Annotated in this window: 19 protein-coding genes; 4 read left to right on the plus strand and 15 right to left on the minus strand. The window is 73.1% G+C overall.

What is annotated here, in order from left to right:
* Positions 1 to 40: 40 nt before the first annotated feature.
* Positions 41 to 736 carry a transglycosylase family protein gene (locus tag HB370_RS09985; protein WP_030790555.1) on the minus strand — a complete coding sequence of 232 codons (696 nt, stop codon included), beginning with the start codon at positions 734 to 736 and terminating at the stop codon, positions 41 to 43.
* Positions 737 to 1,281: 545 nt separating this feature from the next.
* Here HB370_RS09985 and HB370_RS09990 point away from each other — a divergent pair.
* Together HB370_RS09990 and HB370_RS09995 are read left to right on the plus strand one after the other, a co-directional pair.
* Positions 1,282 to 2,073 (plus strand): hypothetical protein, encoded by a 792-nt coding sequence (locus tag HB370_RS09990; protein ID WP_030790557.1) that lies wholly within the window; start codon positions 1,282 to 1,284, stop codon positions 2,071 to 2,073.
* Between the two features lie 80 nt (positions 2,074 to 2,153).
* Positions 2,154 to 2,549: a hypothetical protein gene (locus tag HB370_RS09995; RefSeq protein WP_030790560.1), complete on the plus strand. Its 396-nt coding sequence runs from the start codon at positions 2,154 to 2,156 to the stop codon at positions 2,547 to 2,549.
* A 64-nt stretch (positions 2,550 to 2,613) separates the two neighbouring features.
* Here the strand turns inward: HB370_RS09995 and der are convergent, their stop codons facing one another.
* From der to aroH, 5 genes are all read right to left on the minus strand, one after another.
* On the minus strand, positions 2,614 to 4,095 hold the full coding sequence (der, locus tag HB370_RS10000; protein WP_030790563.1) for a ribosome biogenesis GTPase Der: 1,482 nt from the start codon (positions 4,093 to 4,095) through the stop codon (positions 2,614 to 2,616).
* A gap of 78 nt (positions 4,096 to 4,173) precedes the next feature.
* Positions 4,174 to 4,761: a lysophospholipid acyltransferase family protein gene (locus HB370_RS10005; RefSeq protein WP_244406019.1), complete on the minus strand. Its 588-nt coding sequence runs from the start codon at positions 4,759 to 4,761 to the stop codon at positions 4,174 to 4,176.
* 62 nt (positions 4,762 to 4,823) lie between these two features.
* Positions 4,824 to 5,519, minus strand: a complete 696-nt coding sequence (gene cmk / locus HB370_RS10010; protein WP_030790568.1) for a (d)CMP kinase — start codon at positions 5,517 to 5,519, stop codon at positions 4,824 to 4,826.
* Positions 5,520 to 5,716: 197 nt separating this feature from the next.
* A complete protein-coding gene (locus tag HB370_RS10015; RefSeq protein WP_030790571.1) occupies positions 5,717 to 6,802 on the minus strand; it encodes a prephenate dehydrogenase in 1,086 nt (361 codons plus the stop codon).
* Positions 6,799 to 7,161, minus strand: a complete 363-nt coding sequence (gene aroH / locus HB370_RS10020) for a chorismate mutase (RefSeq protein ID WP_030790574.1) — start codon at positions 7,159 to 7,161, stop codon at positions 6,799 to 6,801. Before aroH ends, HB370_RS10015 begins: the two co-directional genes overlap by 4 nt.
* Before the next feature lie 144 nt (positions 7,162 to 7,305).
* Between aroH and HB370_RS10025 the strand changes: the two genes are divergently transcribed.
* The gene (locus HB370_RS10025; RefSeq protein ID WP_030790577.1) at positions 7,306 to 7,791 is read left to right on the plus strand and encodes a Rieske (2Fe-2S) protein; all 486 of its coding nucleotides are present in this window, start codon (positions 7,306 to 7,308) and stop codon (positions 7,789 to 7,791) included.
* A 22-nt stretch (positions 7,792 to 7,813) separates the two neighbouring features.
* A complete protein-coding gene (locus HB370_RS10030) occupies positions 7,814 to 8,557 on the plus strand; it encodes a nucleotidyltransferase domain-containing protein (protein ID WP_030790580.1) in 744 nt (247 codons plus the stop codon).
* Here the strand turns inward: HB370_RS10030 and HB370_RS10035 are convergent.
* The 9 genes from HB370_RS10035 to HB370_RS10075 form a co-directional block, all read right to left on the minus strand.
* Positions 8,483 to 9,232: a nucleotidyltransferase domain-containing protein gene (locus tag HB370_RS10035; RefSeq protein ID WP_030790582.1), complete on the minus strand. Its 750-nt coding sequence runs from the start codon at positions 9,230 to 9,232 to the stop codon at positions 8,483 to 8,485. The genes HB370_RS10030 and HB370_RS10035 overlap by 75 nt on opposite strands.
* A 4-nt stretch (positions 9,233 to 9,236) precedes the next feature.
* The gene (locus tag HB370_RS10040; protein ID WP_030790585.1) at positions 9,237 to 10,244 is read right to left on the minus strand and encodes an ADP-ribosylglycohydrolase family protein; all 1,008 of its coding nucleotides are present in this window, start codon (positions 10,242 to 10,244) and stop codon (positions 9,237 to 9,239) included.
* A 66-nt stretch (positions 10,245 to 10,310) separates the two neighbouring features.
* Positions 10,311 to 11,372, minus strand: coding sequence for a pseudouridine synthase (locus HB370_RS10045; protein ID WP_030790588.1), 1,062 nt, complete (start codon positions 11,370 to 11,372; stop codon positions 10,311 to 10,313).
* Between the two features lie 13 nt (positions 11,373 to 11,385).
* Entirely contained in the window at positions 11,386 to 12,003 is a 618-nt protein-coding gene (scpB, locus tag HB370_RS10050; RefSeq protein WP_030790591.1) for an SMC-Scp complex subunit ScpB, read from the minus strand.
* Positions 12,000 to 13,031 (minus strand): segregation/condensation protein A, encoded by a 1,032-nt coding sequence (locus tag HB370_RS10055; protein ID WP_051816086.1) that lies wholly within the window; start codon positions 13,029 to 13,031, stop codon positions 12,000 to 12,002. The genes scpB and HB370_RS10055 overlap by 4 nt, the downstream gene beginning before the upstream one ends.
* 18 nt (positions 13,032 to 13,049) lie before the next feature.
* Positions 13,050 to 13,589 carry a hypothetical protein gene (locus HB370_RS10060; protein WP_078637733.1) on the minus strand — a complete coding sequence of 180 codons (540 nt, stop codon included), beginning with the start codon at positions 13,587 to 13,589 and terminating at the stop codon, positions 13,050 to 13,052.
* Complete coding sequence (locus HB370_RS10065) at positions 13,574 to 14,707, minus strand: ParA family protein (RefSeq protein WP_078637734.1); 1,134 nt, start codon at positions 14,705 to 14,707, stop codon at positions 13,574 to 13,576. Before HB370_RS10065 ends, HB370_RS10060 begins: the two co-directional genes overlap by 16 nt.
* A gap of 425 nt (positions 14,708 to 15,132) precedes the next feature.
* Positions 15,133 to 16,257: an alanine dehydrogenase gene (ald, locus tag HB370_RS10070; protein WP_030790600.1), complete on the minus strand. Its 1,125-nt coding sequence runs from the start codon at positions 16,255 to 16,257 to the stop codon at positions 15,133 to 15,135.
* A gap of 137 nt (positions 16,258 to 16,394) precedes the next feature.
* The gene (locus HB370_RS10075) at positions 16,395 to 18,470 is read right to left on the minus strand and encodes a tetratricopeptide repeat protein (RefSeq protein ID WP_030790603.1); all 2,076 of its coding nucleotides are present in this window, start codon (positions 18,468 to 18,470) and stop codon (positions 16,395 to 16,397) included.
* Positions 18,471 to 18,523: the final 53 nt, after the last annotated feature.

Below are 18,523 nucleotides of genomic sequence, written 5' to 3' on the forward strand. Positions count from 1 at the left end.
GGGCCGGGGCGGCGGCCGTACGTCTCACCGTGACCGGTGCTCAGAGCACGAGGCGCTGACCGGGCACGATCATGTCGGGGTCGTCGCCGATGACGGCCCGGTTGGCGGCGTGGATCCGCTGCCAGGTGGTCCCGTGCCGGGCGGCGATGGTGCTCAGGGTGTCGCCCTCGCGGACCGTGTAGTCACCGCGGGAGGCGCTGCGGCCGGTGCCGGCCGCCGAACGCTCCGGCGCCTTCGCCGGGGCGGACCGGGTGGGGGCGGACTCGGCGGGGGCGGACTTGGTCGCCGCGCCGCCGCTGTGCGCCGCCGTGCCCGTGGAGCCGCTGCGGGCGGCCGCCGGGGCGGTGCCGGAGGCTCCGGCCCGGGCGGAGCAGACCGGCCAGGCGCCCCAGCCCTGGGCCTGCTGGACCCGGGTGGCGACGGCGATCTGCGCGCTTCTGGAGGCCTGGTCGGCCGTCGGGGCGTAGGCGGTGCCGCCGTACGCGCGCCAGGTGCCGGCGGAGAACTGGAGCCCGCCGTAGTAGCCGTTGCCGGTGTTGATGTGCCAGTTGCCGCCGCTCTCGCACCGGGCGATGCGGTCCCACACACCGTTGTCCGCCGCGGCGGCGTTGCCGGTCGCGGCCAGCAGGCCCAGGGGGGCCAGCAGGGCGGCTCCCGCGAGAGTGGCCGCGGTGCGGCCCTTGCGGGTGCCCTCGGAACGGGCGGGGTGGCGGGTGGTATCGGCACACTCGGACATATGGTTCCCTCTCCACGAACCCGGGCTCCCCCGGGCGGAACGCGCCGGCACCCCGCACGACCGGGGTCCCTCGCGCCCGCCCCGTCCGCCGTGGCCGGTGTCGGCGATCGTGCTCTGCCTGACGCCGGCCGGCGGACGTACCCGAGCGGTGCTCGTTGCACACGGCGGAGGAATCTAGGGAGGACCGGCGGCCGGAATCAACCAACTCGCCGTCGTGCCAGGCCAGTTGCCGGTTACCGAAGGTAGCGGCGATTTCAGGCCACCCACTACATACGGAGATTTCCTGATATTCCCACCACCCTCCCTTACCGGCCTGTGAGCCACCTCACCCTTTCAAGTGCCTGTCGCATACAAGAAGTTGACGATGCGTACCGCATTCCGTACCCAAGGTGACCCCGTGCGGGGCAAGGCGCGAACCAGTCCTTCCCGGGGCGTGACTCCCACCACAGGACGCCCGTTGTCTTCTTCATGAGCCCGCAACCCCGGGGCTCATCGGCCGGGAGCCAACCGGCCGACACCAGCACCGCATCCCGAGGGAGCCACCCGTGCCGCGCATGCTCGACGTCAGTGACGCCGTACGCGCCGAGATCGGCGACGAAGAAGCCGAACGGCTGCTCGCCGGAGAGAACGCCCCGGGCAGTTACGACTGCACGTCCTGTCGCACCCCGGGCGACTCCGAGCAGGAGCGCACCAGCACCGTACTGTTCGTCGGCGACGAGACCGCCGTCCTCGCCTTCGCCCACGCCGGCTGTCTGCCCTCGCAGGTCGTGCAGGTCACGGAGGAACAGCTGCGGGGCGCCGTCCGGTCCATCGGCGTCGTCGACGACGCGCCGGCCGACGGCGAGCCGCAGCGGTCCGTGCCCGAGCAGGCGGTGCTCGGCGTGACCAGCGGACTGGTCCTGGTCGACGGCGAGTTGCACCCCGCGCTCGTGGTCGAACCGACCTCCGCGATCGTCCGGCCGGGCACGGACGGGCCCGACGACGAATTCCTCCAGCTGCTCATCGAGCAGGGCTTCGCGCCGGTGCCCGAACTGACCGGTGTACCCGAGGTGCTGCACGGCTGGTCCGTGCTGCTGGCCATGGGCCGGCTGCACGCGGTGCTCCAGCCGGGCGGCGACGGCGGCCGGCCGGTGGCCTGGTGGCAGGCGCATCAGCCGCTCCAGGTGACCGACGGCTGGCGGGCCGCCGCCAACAAGCACCAGCAGGTGCTGATGTTCGCCGCCCCGGTGGGGTCCATCGGGCGGCAGCCCCGGGAGGACCTGCTGCGGGAGGCCCTCGACAGGGCCGCCGCGCAAGGCAGGTTGGTCGCCGCGGCGCTGCCCCTCGCCGGTACCTGAGGTCCGCCCGCCGGACGGCCCGCGCCCCCTGGGGAGTTGTACGACCGCATCCCTTCGGGGCTCCGGTCGTTTGGACATACGTGCACGCATACGACACACCGCCCCGTCGGTCCTTCTCCTCCGTGCCGCCCGCCCGGGCGGCGCAGGAGCCTTCCGGTGGACCGTCGGCCACGCCGATCTACGACACGCTCTACGCGGAGTGGGTCAAGACCTTCCGCACGCTGCCCGGGGACCGCAGCGGTGAGGAGGAGCTGAGGTTCAGCGCCTTCGGGGACTTCCCGGACGGCAGGAGCAGATACGGCGGCCACCGGGCGGGGACGTTCAGCAGCTCCTACAGCGCCTACAGCGCGGGGGCCTACAGCGCCCGGCAGCAGTCGCAGTGGCAGCGGGTCGGCACGCTCGGCCGGCAGCAGGACTCCGGGGCGCCTTACGTCCCGGCCGCCGCCCTGCCACCGGGGCAGCGCCGCGGCGCGTGACCTCCTCCGCACACGACGGGCGGCCCCTGGAGAACCAGGGGCCGCCCGTCGTGTCGTACCGCTGTTACTTCTTCTTCGCGCCGCGCTTCTCGCGCACCCGCACCGAGATGTGGATCGGGGTGCCCTCGAAGCCGAACTCCTCGCGCAGCCGGCGCTCGATGAAGCGCCGGTAGCCCGCCTCGATGAAGCCGGAGGCGAACAGCACGAACCGCGGCGGCTTGGTGCCGGCCTGGGTGCCGAACAGGATGCGCGGCTGCTTGCCGCCCCGGATCGGGTGCGGGTGGGCCGAGACCAGCTCGCCGAGGAAGGCGTTCAGGCGGCCGGTGGGGACACGCGTCTCCCAGCCCGCGAGGGCCGTCTCGATCGCCGGGACCAGCTTCTCCATGTGCCGGCCGGTGCGCGCCGAGACGTTCACCCGGGGCGCCCAGGCGACCTGGCCCAGCTCGGTCTCGATCTCCCGCTCCAGGTAGTAGCGGCGCTCCTCGTCGAGGGTGTCCCACTTGTTGAAGGCCAGGACGATCGCGCGGCCCGCCTCGACGGCCATGGTGACGATCCGCTGGTCCTGGACCGAGATGTTCTCGGAGGCGTCGAGCAGGATGACCGCGACCTCCGCCTTCTCCACCGCGGCCGCCGTGCGCAGGGAGGCGTAGTAGTCGGCGCCCTGCTGGAGGTGGACCCGCTTGCGGATGCCGGCGGTGTCCACGAACTTCCAGGTCTTGCCGCCGAGTTCGATGATCTCGTCCACCGGGTCGCGGGTGGTGCCCGCCAGCTCGTTGACGACGACGCGCTCCTCGCCGGCGACCTTGTTCAGCAGCGAGGACTTGCCGACGTTCGGGCGGCCGATCAGGGCGATCCGGCGGGGGCCGCCGATCGCGGTGCCGAAGGACTGCTCGGGCGCGTCCGGCAGCACCTCCAGGACGGCGTCGAGCATGTCGCCGGTGCCGCGGCCGTGCAGCGCCGAGACCGGGTGCGGCTCGCCGAGGCCGAGGTTCCACAGATAGGCGGCGTCGGCCTCGCCGCTCGGGCCGTCGACCTTGTTGGCGCACAGCACGACCGGCTTGCCGGCCTTGCGCAGCAGCCGGACGACCGCCTCGTCGGTGTCGGTCGCGCCGACCTTGGCGTCCACGACGAAGACGACCGCGTCGGCCGCCTCGATCGCGTACTCGGCCTGGGCCGCCACGGAGGCGTCGATGCCGAGGACGTCCTGCTCCCAGCCGCCGGTGTCGACGACCTTGAAGCGGCGTCCGGCCCACTCGGCCTCGTAGGTGACGCGGTCGCGGGTGACGCCCGGCCGGTCCTCCACGACCGCCTCACGGCGGCCGATCATCCGGTTCACCAGAGTCGACTTGCCGACATTGGGGCGGCCGACGACGGCGAGCACGGGCAGCGGACCGTGGCCCGCCGCCTCGATGGCGCCCTCGACGTCCTCGATGTCGAAGCCCTCTTCCGCGGCGAGCTCCATGAACTCCGCGTACTCGGCGTCGCCGAGAGCCCCGTGCTCGTACTCGTGCTCGGCCGAGCCGTCGGGCTGGATGTCGTCGTTCATGAAGTCCGTACCTCGTCGTTCATTGGTGGTGATCGGTGGACCGGCCCGGTGGGGGCTGATCCACTACTCAAGTGTCGCCTAGCGCCCGGTCAGGCGCCTGGCGTTTTCCAGGTGGCTGGTGAGCTGTTTCCGGATCCGCCCGGTCGCCGCGTCCAGCGCCGCGCGCGTCCGCCGGCCGCTGCCGTCACCCGCGTCGAAGGGGTCTCCGAAGACCACGTCGACGCGGGAGCGCAGCGGGGGCAGTGCCTTTATCAACCGGCCGGGACGCTCGGCGCTTCCCAGGACGGCCACGGGGACGATCGGCGCCCCGCTGCGGACCGCGAAGTAGGCGAGCCCGGCGCGCAGCGCGGCGAAGTCGCCCTCGCCCCGGGTGCCCTCCGGGAAGATGCCGAGCACTCCCCCGTCCGCCAGCACGCCGAGCGCCTGGGAGATCGCGCCCCGGTCGGCCGTGGCGCGGTCCACCTTCAGCTGGCCGATGCCGGTCAGGAAGGGGTCCAGCGGGCCGACGAAGGCCTCCTTCTTGATCAGGAAGTGCGTGGGGCGGGGTGCCACGCCCATCACCATCGGTCCGTCGATGTTGTGGGAGTGGTTCACGGCGAGGATGACCGGGCCGGTGGCCGGCACCTTCCAGGCGCCGAGCACCCGTGGCCGCCACAGGCCGTACATCAGCCCGACGCCGATGCGGCGGCCGACCTCCGCGCCCCGCTCCGAGGGCACCGGCGCGAGCGTCACTTCCCGGCCCGCTTCTCCTCGACCAGGGTGACGACGCACTCGATGACCTGGGCGAGGGACAGCTCGGTGGTGTCCACCTCGACGGCGTCCTCGGCCTTGGCGAGCGGCGAGGTCTTGCGGCTGGAGTCGGCCGCGTCCCGCTTGATCAGGGCCTCGCGGGTGGCGTGGACGTCGGCGCCCTTCAGCTCGCCGCTGCGGCGGGCCGCGCGGGCCTCCGGGGAGGCGGTGAGGAAGATCTTCAGGTCGGCGTCCGGCAGGACGGTCGTCCCGATGTCGCGGCCCTCCACGACGATGCCGTGCTCCGCGGCGGCGGCCAGCGAGCGCTGGAGCTCGGTGATCCGGGTGCGCACCTCGGGCACCGCGCTGACCGCGCTGACCTTGGAGGTGACCTCCTGGGTGCGGATCGGGCCGGACACGTCGACGCCGTCGACCGTGATGGTCGGGGCGGCCGGGTCGGTGCCGGAGACGATCTCCGGCTTGCCGGCGACGGCGGCGATGGCGGTCGGGTCCTCCAGGTCGATGCCGTTGGTCACCATCCACCAGGTGATCGCCCGGTACTGGGCGCCGGTGTCCAGGTAGCTGAGGCCGAGCTGCGCGGCGACGGCCTTCGACGTGCTCGACTTGCCCGTGCCGGAGGGACCGTCGATCGCGACGATCACGGGCCTGGCGGTCGGGGCGGCGCCGTTTTCCACGGGGGGACACCTTCCTGGTGCGGTGCGGGCGGGGTGCGGGGAGCGAGAGCGCCCCGCACAAGGTTACTGGGTGCGGGTCACTCGTCCGGACGTACGCGGGCGGCGGACGGGCGTACCGACGGCGGGACCCTCGTACGGCGGACGGGCGTCCGGCCCGCGCGGCCCGCGTACGGCGGGCGGGCCGCGCCGCGCGGGCGCTACTGGCGCAGCGCCCAGCCCCGCTCCCGCAGTGCCTCCTTCAGCGCCTCCTGGGCCTGCGGCTCGACCAGGAGCTGCACCAGACCGGCCTGCTGTCCGGTGGCGTGCTCGATGCGCACGTCCTCGATGTTGACCCCGGCCCGGCCGGCGTCGGCGAAGATCCGGGCGAGCTGGCCGGGCTGGTCGTCGATGAGGACGACCACGGTCTCGTAGGCCCGCGGCGCGGACCCGTGCTTGCCGGGTACCCGCACCTGGCCGGCGTTCCCGCGGCGCAGCAGGTTCTCGATGCCCGCGCTGCCCTCGTCGCGCCGGGTCTCGTCGGCGGACTCCAGGTCGCGCAGCGCCCGGACCGTCTCCGTCAGGTCGGCGGCGACCTCGGAGAGCAGGTCGGCGACCGGGCCCGGGTTGGCGGACAGGATGTCGATCCACATGCGCGGGTCGGAGGCGGCGATCCGGGTCACGTCCCGGATGCCCTGCCCGCACAGCCGTACGGCGGACTCCTCGGCGTGCTCCAGGCGCGCGGCGACCATGCTGGAGACCAGGTGGGGCATGTGGGAGACGAGGGCCACGGCGCGGTCGTGGGCGTCGGCGTCCATGAGGACCGGGACGGCCCGGCAGTGCGAGACCAGTTCCAGGGCGAGGTTCAGCACCTCGGTGTCGGTGTCCCGGGTGGGGGTGAGCACCCAGGGGCGGCCCTCGAACAGGTCGGCGGTGGCGGCCAGCGGGCCGGACTTCTCCCGGCCGGACATCGGGTGGGTGCCGAGGTAGGAGGTCAGGTCCAGGCCGAGCGCCTCGAGTTCGCGGCGCGGGCCGCCCTTGACGCTGGCGACGTCCAGGTAGCCGCGGGCCAGGCCGCGGCGCATGGCGTCGGCGAGCACCTTGGCGACATGGGCGGGCGGGGCGGCGACGATCGCCAGGTCGACCGGGCCGTCGGGCGCATCGTCGGTGCCGGCGCCGAGCGCGGCGGCCGTGCGGGCCTGTCCGGGGTCGTGGTCGGCGAGGTGGACGGCGACGCCGCGCCGGGCCAGGGCCAGGGCGGCGGAGGTGCCGATCAGGCCGGTTCCGATGACGAGAGCGGTTCTCACTGGGCGATGTCCTTGCGCAGGGCCGCGGCGGCGCCGAGGTAGACGTGGGTGATGTCGGCGCGGGGCTGGTCCGACTCGATGTGCGCGAGGATCCGTACGACCCGGGGCATGGCGCCCTCGATGTCGAGTTCCTGGGCGCAGATCAGGGGGACGTCGACGAGGCCGAGCCGGCGGGCGGCGACGGCGGGGAAGTCGCTGTGCAGGTCGGGGGTGGCCGTGAACCAGATGCTGATCAGGTCGTCGGCGGTCAGCCCGTTGCGTTCGAGGACGGCGGTGAGCAGGGCGCCGACCTGCTCCGCCATGTGACCGGGGTCGTCCCGTTCCAGTTGGACGGCTCCCCGGACCGCTCGTACCGCCACGGCTGCTCCTCGCTGACGTGCGTGTTTCGTTCTTGGTCCGTCCAGCGTAGTCAGCCGCGCGGTACGGGCGTGCGCCGACCGCGCACTGAGACGATGCGGAACGTCCGGTATCCATGGATTTGCACGTCTGTACGGAGGTCTGACATGCCCCAGCCAGCGACACGGCGCACGGTTCTCGCCACGGGCGCCGGCGCGCTCGCCCTGGGCTGCGTGGGGTGCGGCGCCGACAGCGGCGCCGCCACGGCACCGCAACCGCCCACGGCTCCGGCGTCCCCGCCCTCCCCCGCCGCCGAGGGCGGCGCCGGGGAGACGTCCCCCGCCGCGCGGGAGGCCGCCCCGGCCGGGCGGCCGCTGGCCCGCACCGAGGACATCCCCGAGGGCGGCGGCAAGGTCTTCGAGGACCGGAAGATCGTGGTCACCCAGCCGGAGAAGGGCCGCTTCAAGGCGTTCTCGGCGGTCTGCACCCACCAGGGCTGCACGGTGAGCCAGGTCACGGACGGCACCATCCTGTGCCCGTGTCACAGCAGCCGGTTCCGCATCGCCGACGGCTCGGTGGCGGCCGGCCCGGCGAGCAGGCCGCTGGCCGAGGAGCCGGTGACGGTGCGCGGAAATTCGGTCTACCTGACCTGAGCCGCCCGCGTACGCTCCGGGGATGCAGCCGCAGGACCTGGTACGCGACCACACCGTCTACGCCTGTGTCATGGGCTCCCGCGCCTTCGGCCTGGCGACGGACGCCAGCGACACCGACCGGCGCGGGGTGTTCCTCGCCCCGACCCCGCTGTTCTGGCGGTTCGAGAAGCCGCCGACGCATGTGGAGGGGCCGGGCGAGGAGCGCTTCTCCTGGGAGCTGGAGCGGTTCTGCGAGCTGGCGCTGCGCGGCAACCCGAACATCCTGGAGTGCCTGCACTCCCCGCTGGTGGAGCACGTGGACGACACCGGCCGCGAGCTGCTGTCCCTGCGCGGCGCCTTCCTGTCCCGGCAGGTCCACGACACCTTCACCCGGTACGCCCTCGGCCAGCGCAAGCGGCTGGACGCCGACGTGCGCACCACGGGCGCCCCGCGCTGGAAGCACGCGATGCACCTGCTGCGCCTGCTGACGACCGCCCGGGACCTGCTGCGCACCGGCGAGCTGCGGATCGACGTGGGCGAGCTGCGCGAGCCCCTGCTGGCGGTCAGGCGCGGGGAGGTGCCGTGGGCGCGGGCGGAGGCGTGGATGGCCCGGCTGGCGGGCGAGGCGGAGGAGGCCCTGCGGGGCAGTCCGCTGCCGGCCGAGCCGGACCGGGCCCGCGTGGCCGCCTTCCTGTACCGGGTGCGCCGGGCCTCAGCCCTCCAGGCGGAGCCGGACCACGAGGTCCTGCAGGGCGTCGTGGGCGGTGGCGGTGTCGGGCAGCGCTGAGCCGGCCTGCGCCTCGTCCAGCGCGGTGTGCAGCCGTTCCACGTCCGCCGCCACGCGGTCCCGGTCGACGTCGGCGCGGGCGTTCTCCCGCTCCCGCTTGGCGGCGATCAGCTCGGGCAGATAGCCGGGCCCGCCCGCCAGCTCCAGGAGCGTGGGCAGGTGTGCCTGGACCTCGCCGCTGCGCATGAGGTGGATGCCGGTGAGCAGCACCCGGAAGGTGTAGAGCAGCGGCTTGAGTTCGCCGGTCTTCTCGAACAGCCGCCACTGGGTCGCGGCGAATCCGCGGTAGTGGTGGGCGTGGTGGCTGGTGAGGACGCCGGGGACGAGCGCGGTCAGCTCCCGGTGGGCCTCGCCGGTGTGCGCGACCAGCGGGGAGAGCAGCTGCTCCAGCACATAGCCGTTGCGGCGGAGCATCAGGCGGGCGAACTTGCGCAGGTCGTGGGTGACGAGGTCCAGCTCGACGCCGTAGCGGACCCAGGTGCGCGAGCGGGTCTCCTCCGGTTCGCGCAGGCCGACGAGGTCGGCGGCGGGGAGCAGGTGGACGCCCCTGAGGTCCACGTCGGAGTCCCGCGAGGGGAAGCCGTACAGGTGGGCTCCGGAGACGGTGGCGAACAGCAGGGGGTCGGGCTGTTCCGCGATCACCGGGGCCAGGTCTATGTCGAGATCGTCGAGCATGGGCCTAAGCGTCCCAGAGCGTGCCCAGGGCCGACAGGTCGTCTCGGTACTCGATCCGTTCCGTCCAGTCGGCGGGCCAGGCCCCGGCGCCCAGCCAGGCGCCCGCGAAGGCGCCGGTGAGGCAGGCGATGGAGTCGGAGTCGCCGGCGGTGCAGGCGGCCCGGCGCAGGGCGCTGACGGGCTCGTCGGGGAAGAGCAGGAAGCACAGCAGCCCGGTGGCGAGGGCCTCCTCGGCGATCCAGCCCTCGCCGGTGGCCAGGCAGGGGTCGGTCTCCGGGGAGGCGGTCCGCACGGCCTGCCGGAGCCGGTCGAGGATCGCCAGGCACTCGTCCCAGCCGCGCGCGATGAAGTGCTCGGGGCCGGGGTCCTGGGCGCGGGTCCACAGGTCGCCGAGCCAGGTGTGGTCGTAGAACGTGCGGCGTTCCAGGGCGTACGAACGCAGTCGCCCGACGAGTCCGGCGGGGTCGGTGCCCTGGGCGAGCAGGTGGACGGCGTGGGCGGTGAGGTCGGAGGCGGCCAGCGCGGTGGGGTGGCCGTGGGTGAGCGCGGCCTGCAACTGGGCGGCGCCGGCGCGCTGTTCACCGCTCAGACCGGGGGCGAGGCCGACCGGGGCGACCCGCATGTTGGCGCCGCAGCCCTTGGAGCCGGTCTGACTGGCGTCCTGCCAGGCCCGCTCCCGGTCGGTGAGCAGTTCGCAGGCCCGCAGGCAGGTGGCGCCGGGGGCGCGGTTGTTCTCCGGCGACCGGTACCAGTCCACGAACTCCTCGCGCAGGGGCTCCTCGAGCCCCTTCGGCGTCAGGTCGCCGAGATCCAGGGCGGTCCGCAGGGCGCGGCCGACGGCGAGGGTCATCTGCGTGTCGTCGGAGACGAGCGCGCGCCGCGGCAGCTCCAGCCCGCGCCAGGGCCCGAAGGCCGACTCGATCATCGGCACGGTCTTGAACTCGGTCGGGTAGCCGAGGGCGTCCCCGAGGGCGAGTCCGAGAAGTGCTCCGGTCGCCGGCTGCTTCGGCATGCGGTCATCCCCCTTTATCGTCACCATGACAATAAAGGGGGATGGCGATCAAGCGCAAGGCGCGCTCTAGAGATCGACTTCCTTCATCAGCATGCCGACCTCGGTGTTCGACAGGCGGCGCAGCCAGCCCGACTTCTGGTCGCCGAGGGTGATCGGGCCGAAGGCGGTGCGCACCAGCCGCTCGACCGGGAAACCGGCCTCCGCCAGCATGCGGCGCACGATGTGCTTGCGGCCCTCGTGCAGGGTCACCTCGACCAGGTAGTTCTTGCCGGTCTGCTCGACCACGCGGAAGTGGTCGGCGCGGGCGTAGCCGTCCTCCAGCTGGATGCCGTCCTTCAGCCGCTTGCCCAGGTCGCGCGGGATCGGGCCGACGATGGCCGCGAGGTAGGTCTTCTTCACGCCGTACCGCGGGTGGGTGAGGCGGTGCGCCAGCTCGCCGTGGTTGGTGAGCAGGATGACGCCCTCGGTCTCGGTGTCCAGCCGGCCGACGTGGAAGAGCCGGGTCTCGCGGTTGGTGACGTAGTCACCGAGGCACTGCCGGCCCTCGGGGTCCTCCATGGTGGAGACCACGCCCGCGGGCTTGTTCAGCGAGAAGAACTGGTACGACTGGGTCGCCACGGTCAGGCCGTCGACCTTGACCTCGTCCTTCTCCGGGTCGACCCGCTTGCCCTGCTCGGTGACGATCTCGCCGTTCACCTCGACCCGGGCCTGGTCGATCAGCTCCTCGCAGGCCCGCCGGGAGCCGTAGCCGGCGCGCGCGAGGACCTTCTGCAGCCGCTCGCCCTCCTGCTCGGCGCCCGGGAAGGTCTTGGGCAGCTTGATGTCCTTCTTGCCCGCGTACCGCTCCCGGTTGCGCTCCTCGACCCGCGTCTCGTACTCGCGCGAGCGCGCCGGGGCCGTACGGCCGCCCTGCTGGGTCCGCTTCGGGCCGCCCTTGGCGCCGCCTCGCGCGGCACCGCCACGACCCGCCTTGGGGCCGTCCTTGGTGGCCCCGGGGCCCACGTCGTAGCGGCGCTCCTCGGGGCGGGGCTTGCGGGGCCGGCCCTGCCCCTGCTTCTGGTCCCTGTCGTTGCCGGCACCGCGGTAGTTACCGCGCCCGCCGCTCTTGCCGCTGCCGCTGCTTCGCATCAAGGTTTCCGTCTTAGTCGTCTGCGTCCTGACCGCCGGGCGCGTCGGGCGCGTCCGGGTCGAACGACGGGACCCCCTCCTGGGTCTCGGCCTCGATCGCCTCCGCCTCGGGGAGGAAGGGCGCGAGCTCCGGAAGCTCGTCCAGGCCGCGCAGGCCCATCCGCTCCAGGAAGTAGTTCGTCGTCCTGTACAGGATCGCACCTGTTTCGGGTTCCGTGCCCGCCTCCTCGACCAGACCGCGCTGGAGCAGGGTGCGCATCACGCCGTCGCAGTTCACCCCGCGCACGGCGGAGACCCGGCTGCGGCTGACCGGCTGGCGGTAGGCGACCACCGCCAGGGTCTCCAGCGCCGCCTGGGTGAGCCGGGCGGTCTGGCCGTCCAGGACCAGCCGCTCGACGGCCGGCGCGTAGGCGGCGCGGGTGTAGAAGCGCCAGCCGCCCGCGACGAACCGCAGCTCGAAGCCGCGGCCCTGCGCGGTGTACTCGTCGGCCAGTTCGCGCAGGGCGTCCGCGACCTGCCGCCGGGGCCGCTCCAGCAGCCGCGCCAGGTGCTCCTCGGTCGCGGGCTCGTCCACGACCATGAGCATCGCCTCCAGGGCGGGCTTGAGGTCGAGACCGGCGGGCTCGCTCATGCCTTCCTCTCCTCCTCGGGCCGCCTCGGCGGGCGGTCGAACTCGTCGGTGACCAGCGGAGCCGGATCCGTCTCCCCGCCGGTCCAGCGCACGGTCAGCTCCCCCAGCGCGGTCTCCTGCTCCAGCGCGACGGCCTTCTCCCGGTACAGCTCCAGCAGCGCCAGGAACCGGGCCACGACGGTGAGGGTGTCCCCGGCGTCCTCGGTGAGCTCCCGGAAGCCGGCCTCGCCCAGCTCGCGCAGCCGCGCCACCACGATCCGGGCCTGCTCCCGCACGCTGACCAGCGGGGCGTGGATGTGGTCGACGTAGACCTGCGGCCTGGGCCTGGGCTGCATGGCCTTGACGGCGAGCTTCGCGAAGCCCTCCGGGCCGATGCTGATGACGACCTCGGGCAGCAGCTCGGCGTGCCCGGGCTCCAGGCCGACGGTACGGGGATACCGCCGGGCCTCCTCGTCGAGCCGCTCGTTGAAGATGTCGGCGATCCGCTTGTAGGCGCGGTACTGCAGCAGCCGCGCGAACAGCAGGTCCCGGGCCTCCAGCAGCGCCAGGTCGGCCTCGTCCTCCACCTCGGCGGCGGGCAGCAGCCGGGCGGCCTTGAGGTCGAGCAGCGTGGCCGCGACGACGAGGAACTCCGTGGTCTGGTCCAGGTCCCAGTCCGGCCCCATGGCCCGGATGTGTGCCATGAACTCGTCGGTGACCTTGGACAGGGCGACCTCGGTGACGTCCAGCTTGTGCCGGGAGATCAGCTGGAGCAGCAGGTCGAAGGGGCCCTCGAAGTTGGCGAGACGGACCTTGAAGACACCGTCGGAAGCGGACTCGGGCACAGCCGGCCCGGAATCCGGCTCGGCATGCCCGGGCTCCGGCTCGGACTCTCGCTCCGGCTCGGCACGCCCGTGCTCCGGCGGCTCCGCTTCGGCGGGCTCGGCGGGTACGGCGACCGGCTCGGCCGGCCCGGTACCCGGTCCCCGCCCCAGCGCGCGCCGACGGCCGGCCGGTGCGCCGGGGGCAGGGGCTTCGTTCCAGGTCATAGCCCCCGAAGGCTATCGTTACCGCCCGCGCAGCCGGCGTACGAGGATGCTCGCGTCCCCGCGGGACTCCAGGTCGGCCAGGACCACGGCCACCGCCTCGCGGACGATCCGCCCGCGGTCCACCGCGAGCCCGTGTTCGCCGCGGAGCACCAGACGGGCGTGCTCCAGGTCCATCAGTTCCTCGGCCGAGACATAGACGGTGATCTTCTCGTCGTGCCGCTCGCGCCCGCTGGGCCGCCGGGTCGCCGACCGGCCGCGCTTGCGGGGCTGCGCGGCGGCCGGACCCTCCTGCGCCGCCTGGCGGCGCACCGGGCGGCTGCGGGACTCGCCGGGCTCGGCGTCCGCCGCCATGTGCTCCGCGCCCTCTCCGTCGCCGCCCCGGACGGGTACCGACGGCGGTACGTCCTCCCCGGCGGCCGTCTCGTCGCTCTCCCCGGCGGGAGCCGGCACCCGGGCCTCACCGCCCGCCGCGCGCCGGGGAGTGGACGGCTGGAGCGCCATCCCTCCTGTCGTACGGAAGAGTTCGTCGGCCCCGGGCAGACTCACTCGGCGTGACACCGGGCGAGCACCTCCCTGGCGAGCTGGCGGTAGGCGGCGGCACCGACGGAGTTGGAGGCGTACGTGGTGATCGGCTCACCGGCGACCGTGGTCTCCGGGAAGCGGACCGTGCGGCCGATGACCGTGTGGTACACGTGGTCGTCGAAGGCCTCGACCACGCGGGCCAGCACCTCGCGGCTGTGGACGGTGCGCGAGTCGTACATCGTGGCGAGGATGCCGTCGAGCTCCAGCTCGGGGTTGAGCCGCTCCTGGACCTTCTCGATGGTCTCGGTCAGCAGGGCCACACCGCGCAGCGCGAAGAACTCGCACTCCAGCGGCACGATCACCTTGTGCGCGGCCGTCAGGGCGTTGACCGTGAGCAGGCCGAGCGAGGGCTGGCAGTCGATCACGATGTAGTCGTAGTCGGGCAGCAGCGGCTTCAGGGCCCGCTGGAGCGTCGACTCGCGCGCGACCTCGGAGACCAGCTGGACCTCGGCGGCCGACAGGTCGATGTTGGAGGGCAGCAGGTCCATGTTGGGGACCGCGGTCTTCAGCAGGACCTCGTCCGCGGACATGCCCCGCTCCATGAGCAGGTTGTAGACGGTGAGGTCGAGCTCCATCGGGTTCACCCCGAGACCCACCGACAGCGCGCCCTGCGGGTCGAAGTCCACGAGCAGCACGCGCCGGCCGTACTCCGCGAGCGCGGCGCCCAGGTTGATGGTCGACGTCGTCTTGCCGACGCCGCCCTTCTGGTTGCACATCGCGATGATCTTCGCGGGGCCGTGGTCGGTCAGCGGGCCCGGGATCGGGAAGTAGGGCAGCGGGCGTCCGGTCGGGCCGATGCGCTCACGGCGCTGACGGGCCGCGTCGGGCGCGAGCGTGGCCGCGTACTCCGGATCGGGCTCGTACTCGGCGTCGGGGTCGTAGAAGTGCCCCTCGGGCAGTTCGTCGTAGTCGGCGAAGTGGTTGTGGGGCGCGCCACTTCCGTCGCCGGCCATGGCGTTCACGTGATGGCCATCCATGCTCTGGTGTGCTGTCCCGGCCGTCCGAGGACCGGAACTCTGGTGGGCTGCGAAGGTGCGCACAGCTACGGAGCCGACAGCCTCGAATCCCGCGGGGCCCTGGCCCCGGACCGGCATTCCTGGTTGACCACCCCCGGGAGAAAATGTCGACTCATTCACAAGTCGTCTTACCTCCTTGGTGACCAGGAAACTTCTAGACAAGGTCAGCGTGGCACCATGCCGACGGTTGGCGACTCTATGGCGTGTCGGCGGTCCGCAGCAACACAATCCGCCGGACCCGGCAGGATGTGTCGGCAATGAAACATGTCGCTGTCAAGGGCGTACGGCCGTCGCACAGCAGGTTTCCCGGGTGTACGAATCGGTCGAAGCGTTACGTTCGAGGCGAGTTGACCGAGAGCCGCAAAGTGACCATACACACATCCGGCCGGACCTTGTCGGGCAAGGTCCGGCCGGGCGTGTGTGATTGACGAGTCGTGTTGACGAATCGCCTTTTGGCGGGTGGTGACTTGACGACTCACCCGGTCGCGACCTGCTGACGCAGGTCAGCCGAGCAGCGACTCCAGCTCGACGTGGGGCAGGCCGTGGGCCTCCGCGACCTCCTTGTAAACCACCTTGCCGTCATGGGTGTTGAGACCCTTGGCGAGCGCGGCGTCGCGGCGCAGCGCCTCCACCCAGCCGTTGTTGGCCAGCGAGACGATGTACGGCAGCGTCGCGTTGGTGAGCGCGTTGGTGGAGGTGTTGGGCACGCCGCCCGGCATGTTGGCGACGCAGTAGAAGACCGAGTTGTGCACCTTGAAGGTCGGCTCGGCGTGCGTGGTGGGGCGGGAGTCCTCGAAGCAGCCGCCCTGGTCGATCGCGATGTCGACAAGGACACTTCCGGGCTTCATCCGGGACACCATCTCGTTGGTGACCAGCTTCGGGGCCTTGGCGCCCGGGATGAGGACCGCGCCGATGACGAGGTCGGCGTCGAGGACGGCCTTCTCCAGCTCGAAGGAGTTGGACATGACGGCCTTGACCTTCGTGCCGAAGATCTTGTCGGCCTCGCGCAGCTTGTTGATGTCGCGGTCGAGCAGGGTCACGTCGAAGCCCATGCCGATGGCGATCTGGGCGGCGTTCCAGCCGGAGACACCGCCGCCGATGACGACGGCCTTGGCCGGGGTCACGCCCGGGACGCCGCCCGGCAGCACGCCGCGGCCGCCGGCCGCACGCATCAGGTGGTAGGCGCCGACCTGCGGGGCCAGCCGGCCCGCGACCTCGGACATCGGGGCGAGCAGCGGCAGCGCGCGGTTCGGCAGCTCGACGGTCTCGTAGGCGATGGCCGTGGTGCCGGAGGCCAGCAGCGCGTCGGTGCACTCCTTGGACGCGGCCAGGTGCAGGTAGGTGAAGAGGGTCTGGTCCTTGCGGAGGCGGTGGTACTCCTCCGCGATCGGCTCCTTGACCTTCAGCAGCAGGTCGGCGCTGGCCCAGACCTCGTCCGCGGTGTCCAGGATGGCGGCACCGGCGGAGACGTACTCCTCGTCCGTGATCGAGGAGCCGAGGCCGGCGCCCCGCTCGATGACGACCTGGTGGCCGTTGCGCACCAGCTCGTGCACACCGGCGGGGGTGATGGCCACCCGGAACTCGTTGTTCTTGACCTCGCGGGGGATGCCGACCTTCACGTCGATCACGGTCCTTGGCTCAGAGGGTATGGGGGTGCAATAAAGACGTACCCAGACATGCGGGGGCATACCGGGAGACACCGCAGGAGAGTGTGCGGCAGAGCCAGTCTAATGAAGGTGTTCCGGCTGTCTAGCCTTTCATTGCATCAATCTTCGCTGGATGCGGTACGGATTTCGCAGGCGTTAGCGTCGTGTTCCGGCCTTGCGTCGTCCTCCGGACGCTCCTCGGCCAGCATGCGCTCCGCCGCCGCCCGGTGCAGCCGGGCCGCCGCCGGGTCGCCGAGGCGGTCCAGGGTGTCGGCCAGCCGCAGCTGCACCGCGGCCTGGAGCCGGGTGTCCTCGGCCCGCCGGGCCCACTCCACGGCCTCCTGGCAGGTGCGCAGCGACTCCTCGGGCCGTCCCGCGTACTCCTGCACCCGGGCGATCTCGCTCAACGCCCGTGCGCTGGCGGCGATGTCGCCGCTCCTGCGGTAGCCGGCCAGGGCGGCCCGCCAGTTGCGCAGCGCCTCGCCGTAGCGGCCGGCGTAGGTGTGGGCGGTGGCGATCCTGCCGTACAGCCGGGCGGCCTCCGGGACCTCGCCGCGGGCCAGCCGCTCGGCCAGCGCCCGGCCGAACCAGTCGGCGGCCCGGTCGTGATCGCCCAGCTCCTGGTGGGCGCCGCCTACGGATTCCATCGCGCGGCCGGTGGCGTACGGGTCGTTCGCCTCCCGTCCGGCGTCCAGCGCGGCCCGGTAGCGGGCCAGCGCCTCCCGGGTGCGGCCGGTCTGCGCGTCCAGGTCGCCCAGGTTCAGCAGGGCCGCCGCCTTCTCCCGGGGCAGCCCGCGCCGCTCGGCGACGTCCAGCACCAGGCTGTGCACCCCGTACAGGTCGGCGGCGGCGGCCTGGGTGCCGACATGGGCCGCCAGGGCCCGCACCAGCTGGGACATCAGCCGGCGGGCGAGGGTGTCCAGCTCGCCGTCGGCCACCGCCAGGCGCACCGACGCCAGCAGCGCGGGCCGCCGGATGCGCAGCCAGTCGGCGGCGGCCCGCGGGTTCGGGAAGCGCAGCGCGGGCGGCATGCCGTTCAGCTTCTCCCGGGCCTGCGGGCTGTCCGTCTCGGTGATCGCCCGGCAGGACTGGAGCAGCCGTACCGTCCGCTCCAGCATCCGGGCCCGGGCCAGCTGGAGCTCGGCGGGCCGCTCCTGGGCCTCGGCCAGGGCGCGCAGCAGCGGGTGCAGCCGGCCGGGGACCTCGTACTGGGGCAGCGGGGAGTCCAGCGCGCGCAGCAGGCCGAGGGCGGTGAGGTCGTCCAGGGTGGCACGGGCGGCGTCGACCGAGCAGCCGGCCAGGGCGGAGGCGGTGTGCGGGTCGGCGAGGCCCGCCGGGGCGAGGCTGAGCAGCCGCAGCAGCCGGGCGGCCGGCCCGGGCAGCTGGTCGTGGACGAGCCGGAAGACCCGGGACAGCGGGCTGGTCTCGGCACCGTCCGTGCCCTCCTCGGTGGCCGCGTGCAGCCGCTTGGCCAGGTCGGAGACGGTGGCCTTGGGGCGGGCCGCGAGCCAGCCGCCGGCCAGCACCAGGGCGGCCGGGTGACCCTGGCAGGCCTCCACCAGGCTCTCCGCGGCACGCGGGTCGACGGTGACGCGGACGGCGCCCGCGTAGCCGGTGAGCAGGTCCACCGCGGACTTGGTGTCGAGGCCGCCCAGCGTGCAGGGGCGGACGTCGGCGATACCGGTGAGCGGGCCCCGGGAGACGGCGACCACCAGGCAGTCCGGGGCCTCGGGCAGGAGGGCGTCGACCTGGTCGGCGCCGGCCGCGTCGTCCAGCAGCAGCACCGCCCGCCGGCCGGCCAGGGCCCCCCGCAGGGCCGCCGCGAGGTCGTCCTCGGCGGCTCCGGCGGGGGCGGGCAGCTCCAGCGCCTCCAGCAGCGCGCGGGCCGCCCGCTCGACGGGCACCGGGGTGCCGTCGGGCTCGCTGAGCCGGGCCCGCAGGACCCCGCCCGGGTAACGGCCGGCGACCCGGCGGACGAGTTCCTCGGCGAGGCTGGTGCGGCCGGAGCCGGGGCGGCCGGCGATGAGCAGGACGCGCGCGCGGGGCGCCTTGCGCCCGGAGAGGGTGTCCAGGCCGGCCCGCTCGATGTCGGCGCGCAGTTCCTTCAGCTCACGGACCCGGCCCAGGAAACGGTCCTTCGGGGCCGGGTGCGCGGACAGCTCCGCACCGTCTGGGTCCACCGCCTGTTCCGTCACGGGCCACACTCCCGTCCCACCGCACGCGCAAGCCCGCCGGTGTCTTCCGGTAC

The organism is Streptomyces sp. DSM 40868, from assembly GCF_011820545.1.
Taxonomy (GTDB): Bacteria; Actinomycetota; Actinomycetes; order Streptomycetales; family Streptomycetaceae; genus Streptomyces; species Streptomyces eurythermus.

Bases quoted from the DNA above. Each gene is read 5' to 3' on its own strand.
- HB370_RS10030 (WP_030790580.1), top strand. From the start codon at position 7,814: ATGCAGCCGCAGGACCTGGTACGCGACCACACCGTCTACGCCTGTGTC.
- HB370_RS10005 (WP_244406019.1), bottom strand. From the start codon at position 4,761: ATGTACGGCCTGTGGCGGCCACGGGTGCTCGGCGCCTGGAAGGTGCCG.
- HB370_RS10055 (WP_051816086.1), bottom strand. From the start codon at position 13,031: ATGACCTGGAACGAAGCCCCTGCCCCCGGCGCACCGGCCGGCCGTCGG.
- der (WP_030790563.1), bottom strand. From the start codon at position 4,095: ATGAACGACGACATCCAGCCCGACGGCTCGGCCGAGCACGAGTACGAG.
- HB370_RS10065 (WP_078637734.1), bottom strand. From the start codon at position 14,707: ATGCCGGTCCGGGGCCAGGGCCCCGCGGGATTCGAGGCTGTCGGCTCC.
- HB370_RS10040 (WP_030790585.1), bottom strand. From the start codon at position 10,244: ATGCCGAAGCAGCCGGCGACCGGAGCACTTCTCGGACTCGCCCTCGGG.
- HB370_RS10045 (WP_030790588.1), bottom strand. From the start codon at position 11,372: ATGCGAAGCAGCGGCAGCGGCAAGAGCGGCGGGCGCGGTAACTACCGC.
- HB370_RS10025 (WP_030790577.1), top strand. From the start codon at position 7,306: ATGCCCCAGCCAGCGACACGGCGCACGGTTCTCGCCACGGGCGCCGGC.
- HB370_RS10035 (WP_030790582.1), bottom strand. From the start codon at position 9,232: ATGCTCGACGATCTCGACATAGACCTGGCCCCGGTGATCGCGGAACAG.
- HB370_RS09985 (WP_030790555.1), bottom strand. From the start codon at position 736: ATGTCCGAGTGTGCCGATACCACCCGCCACCCCGCCCGTTCCGAGGGC.
- scpB (WP_030790591.1), bottom strand. From the start codon at position 12,003: ATGAGCGAGCCCGCCGGTCTCGACCTCAAGCCCGCCCTGGAGGCGATG.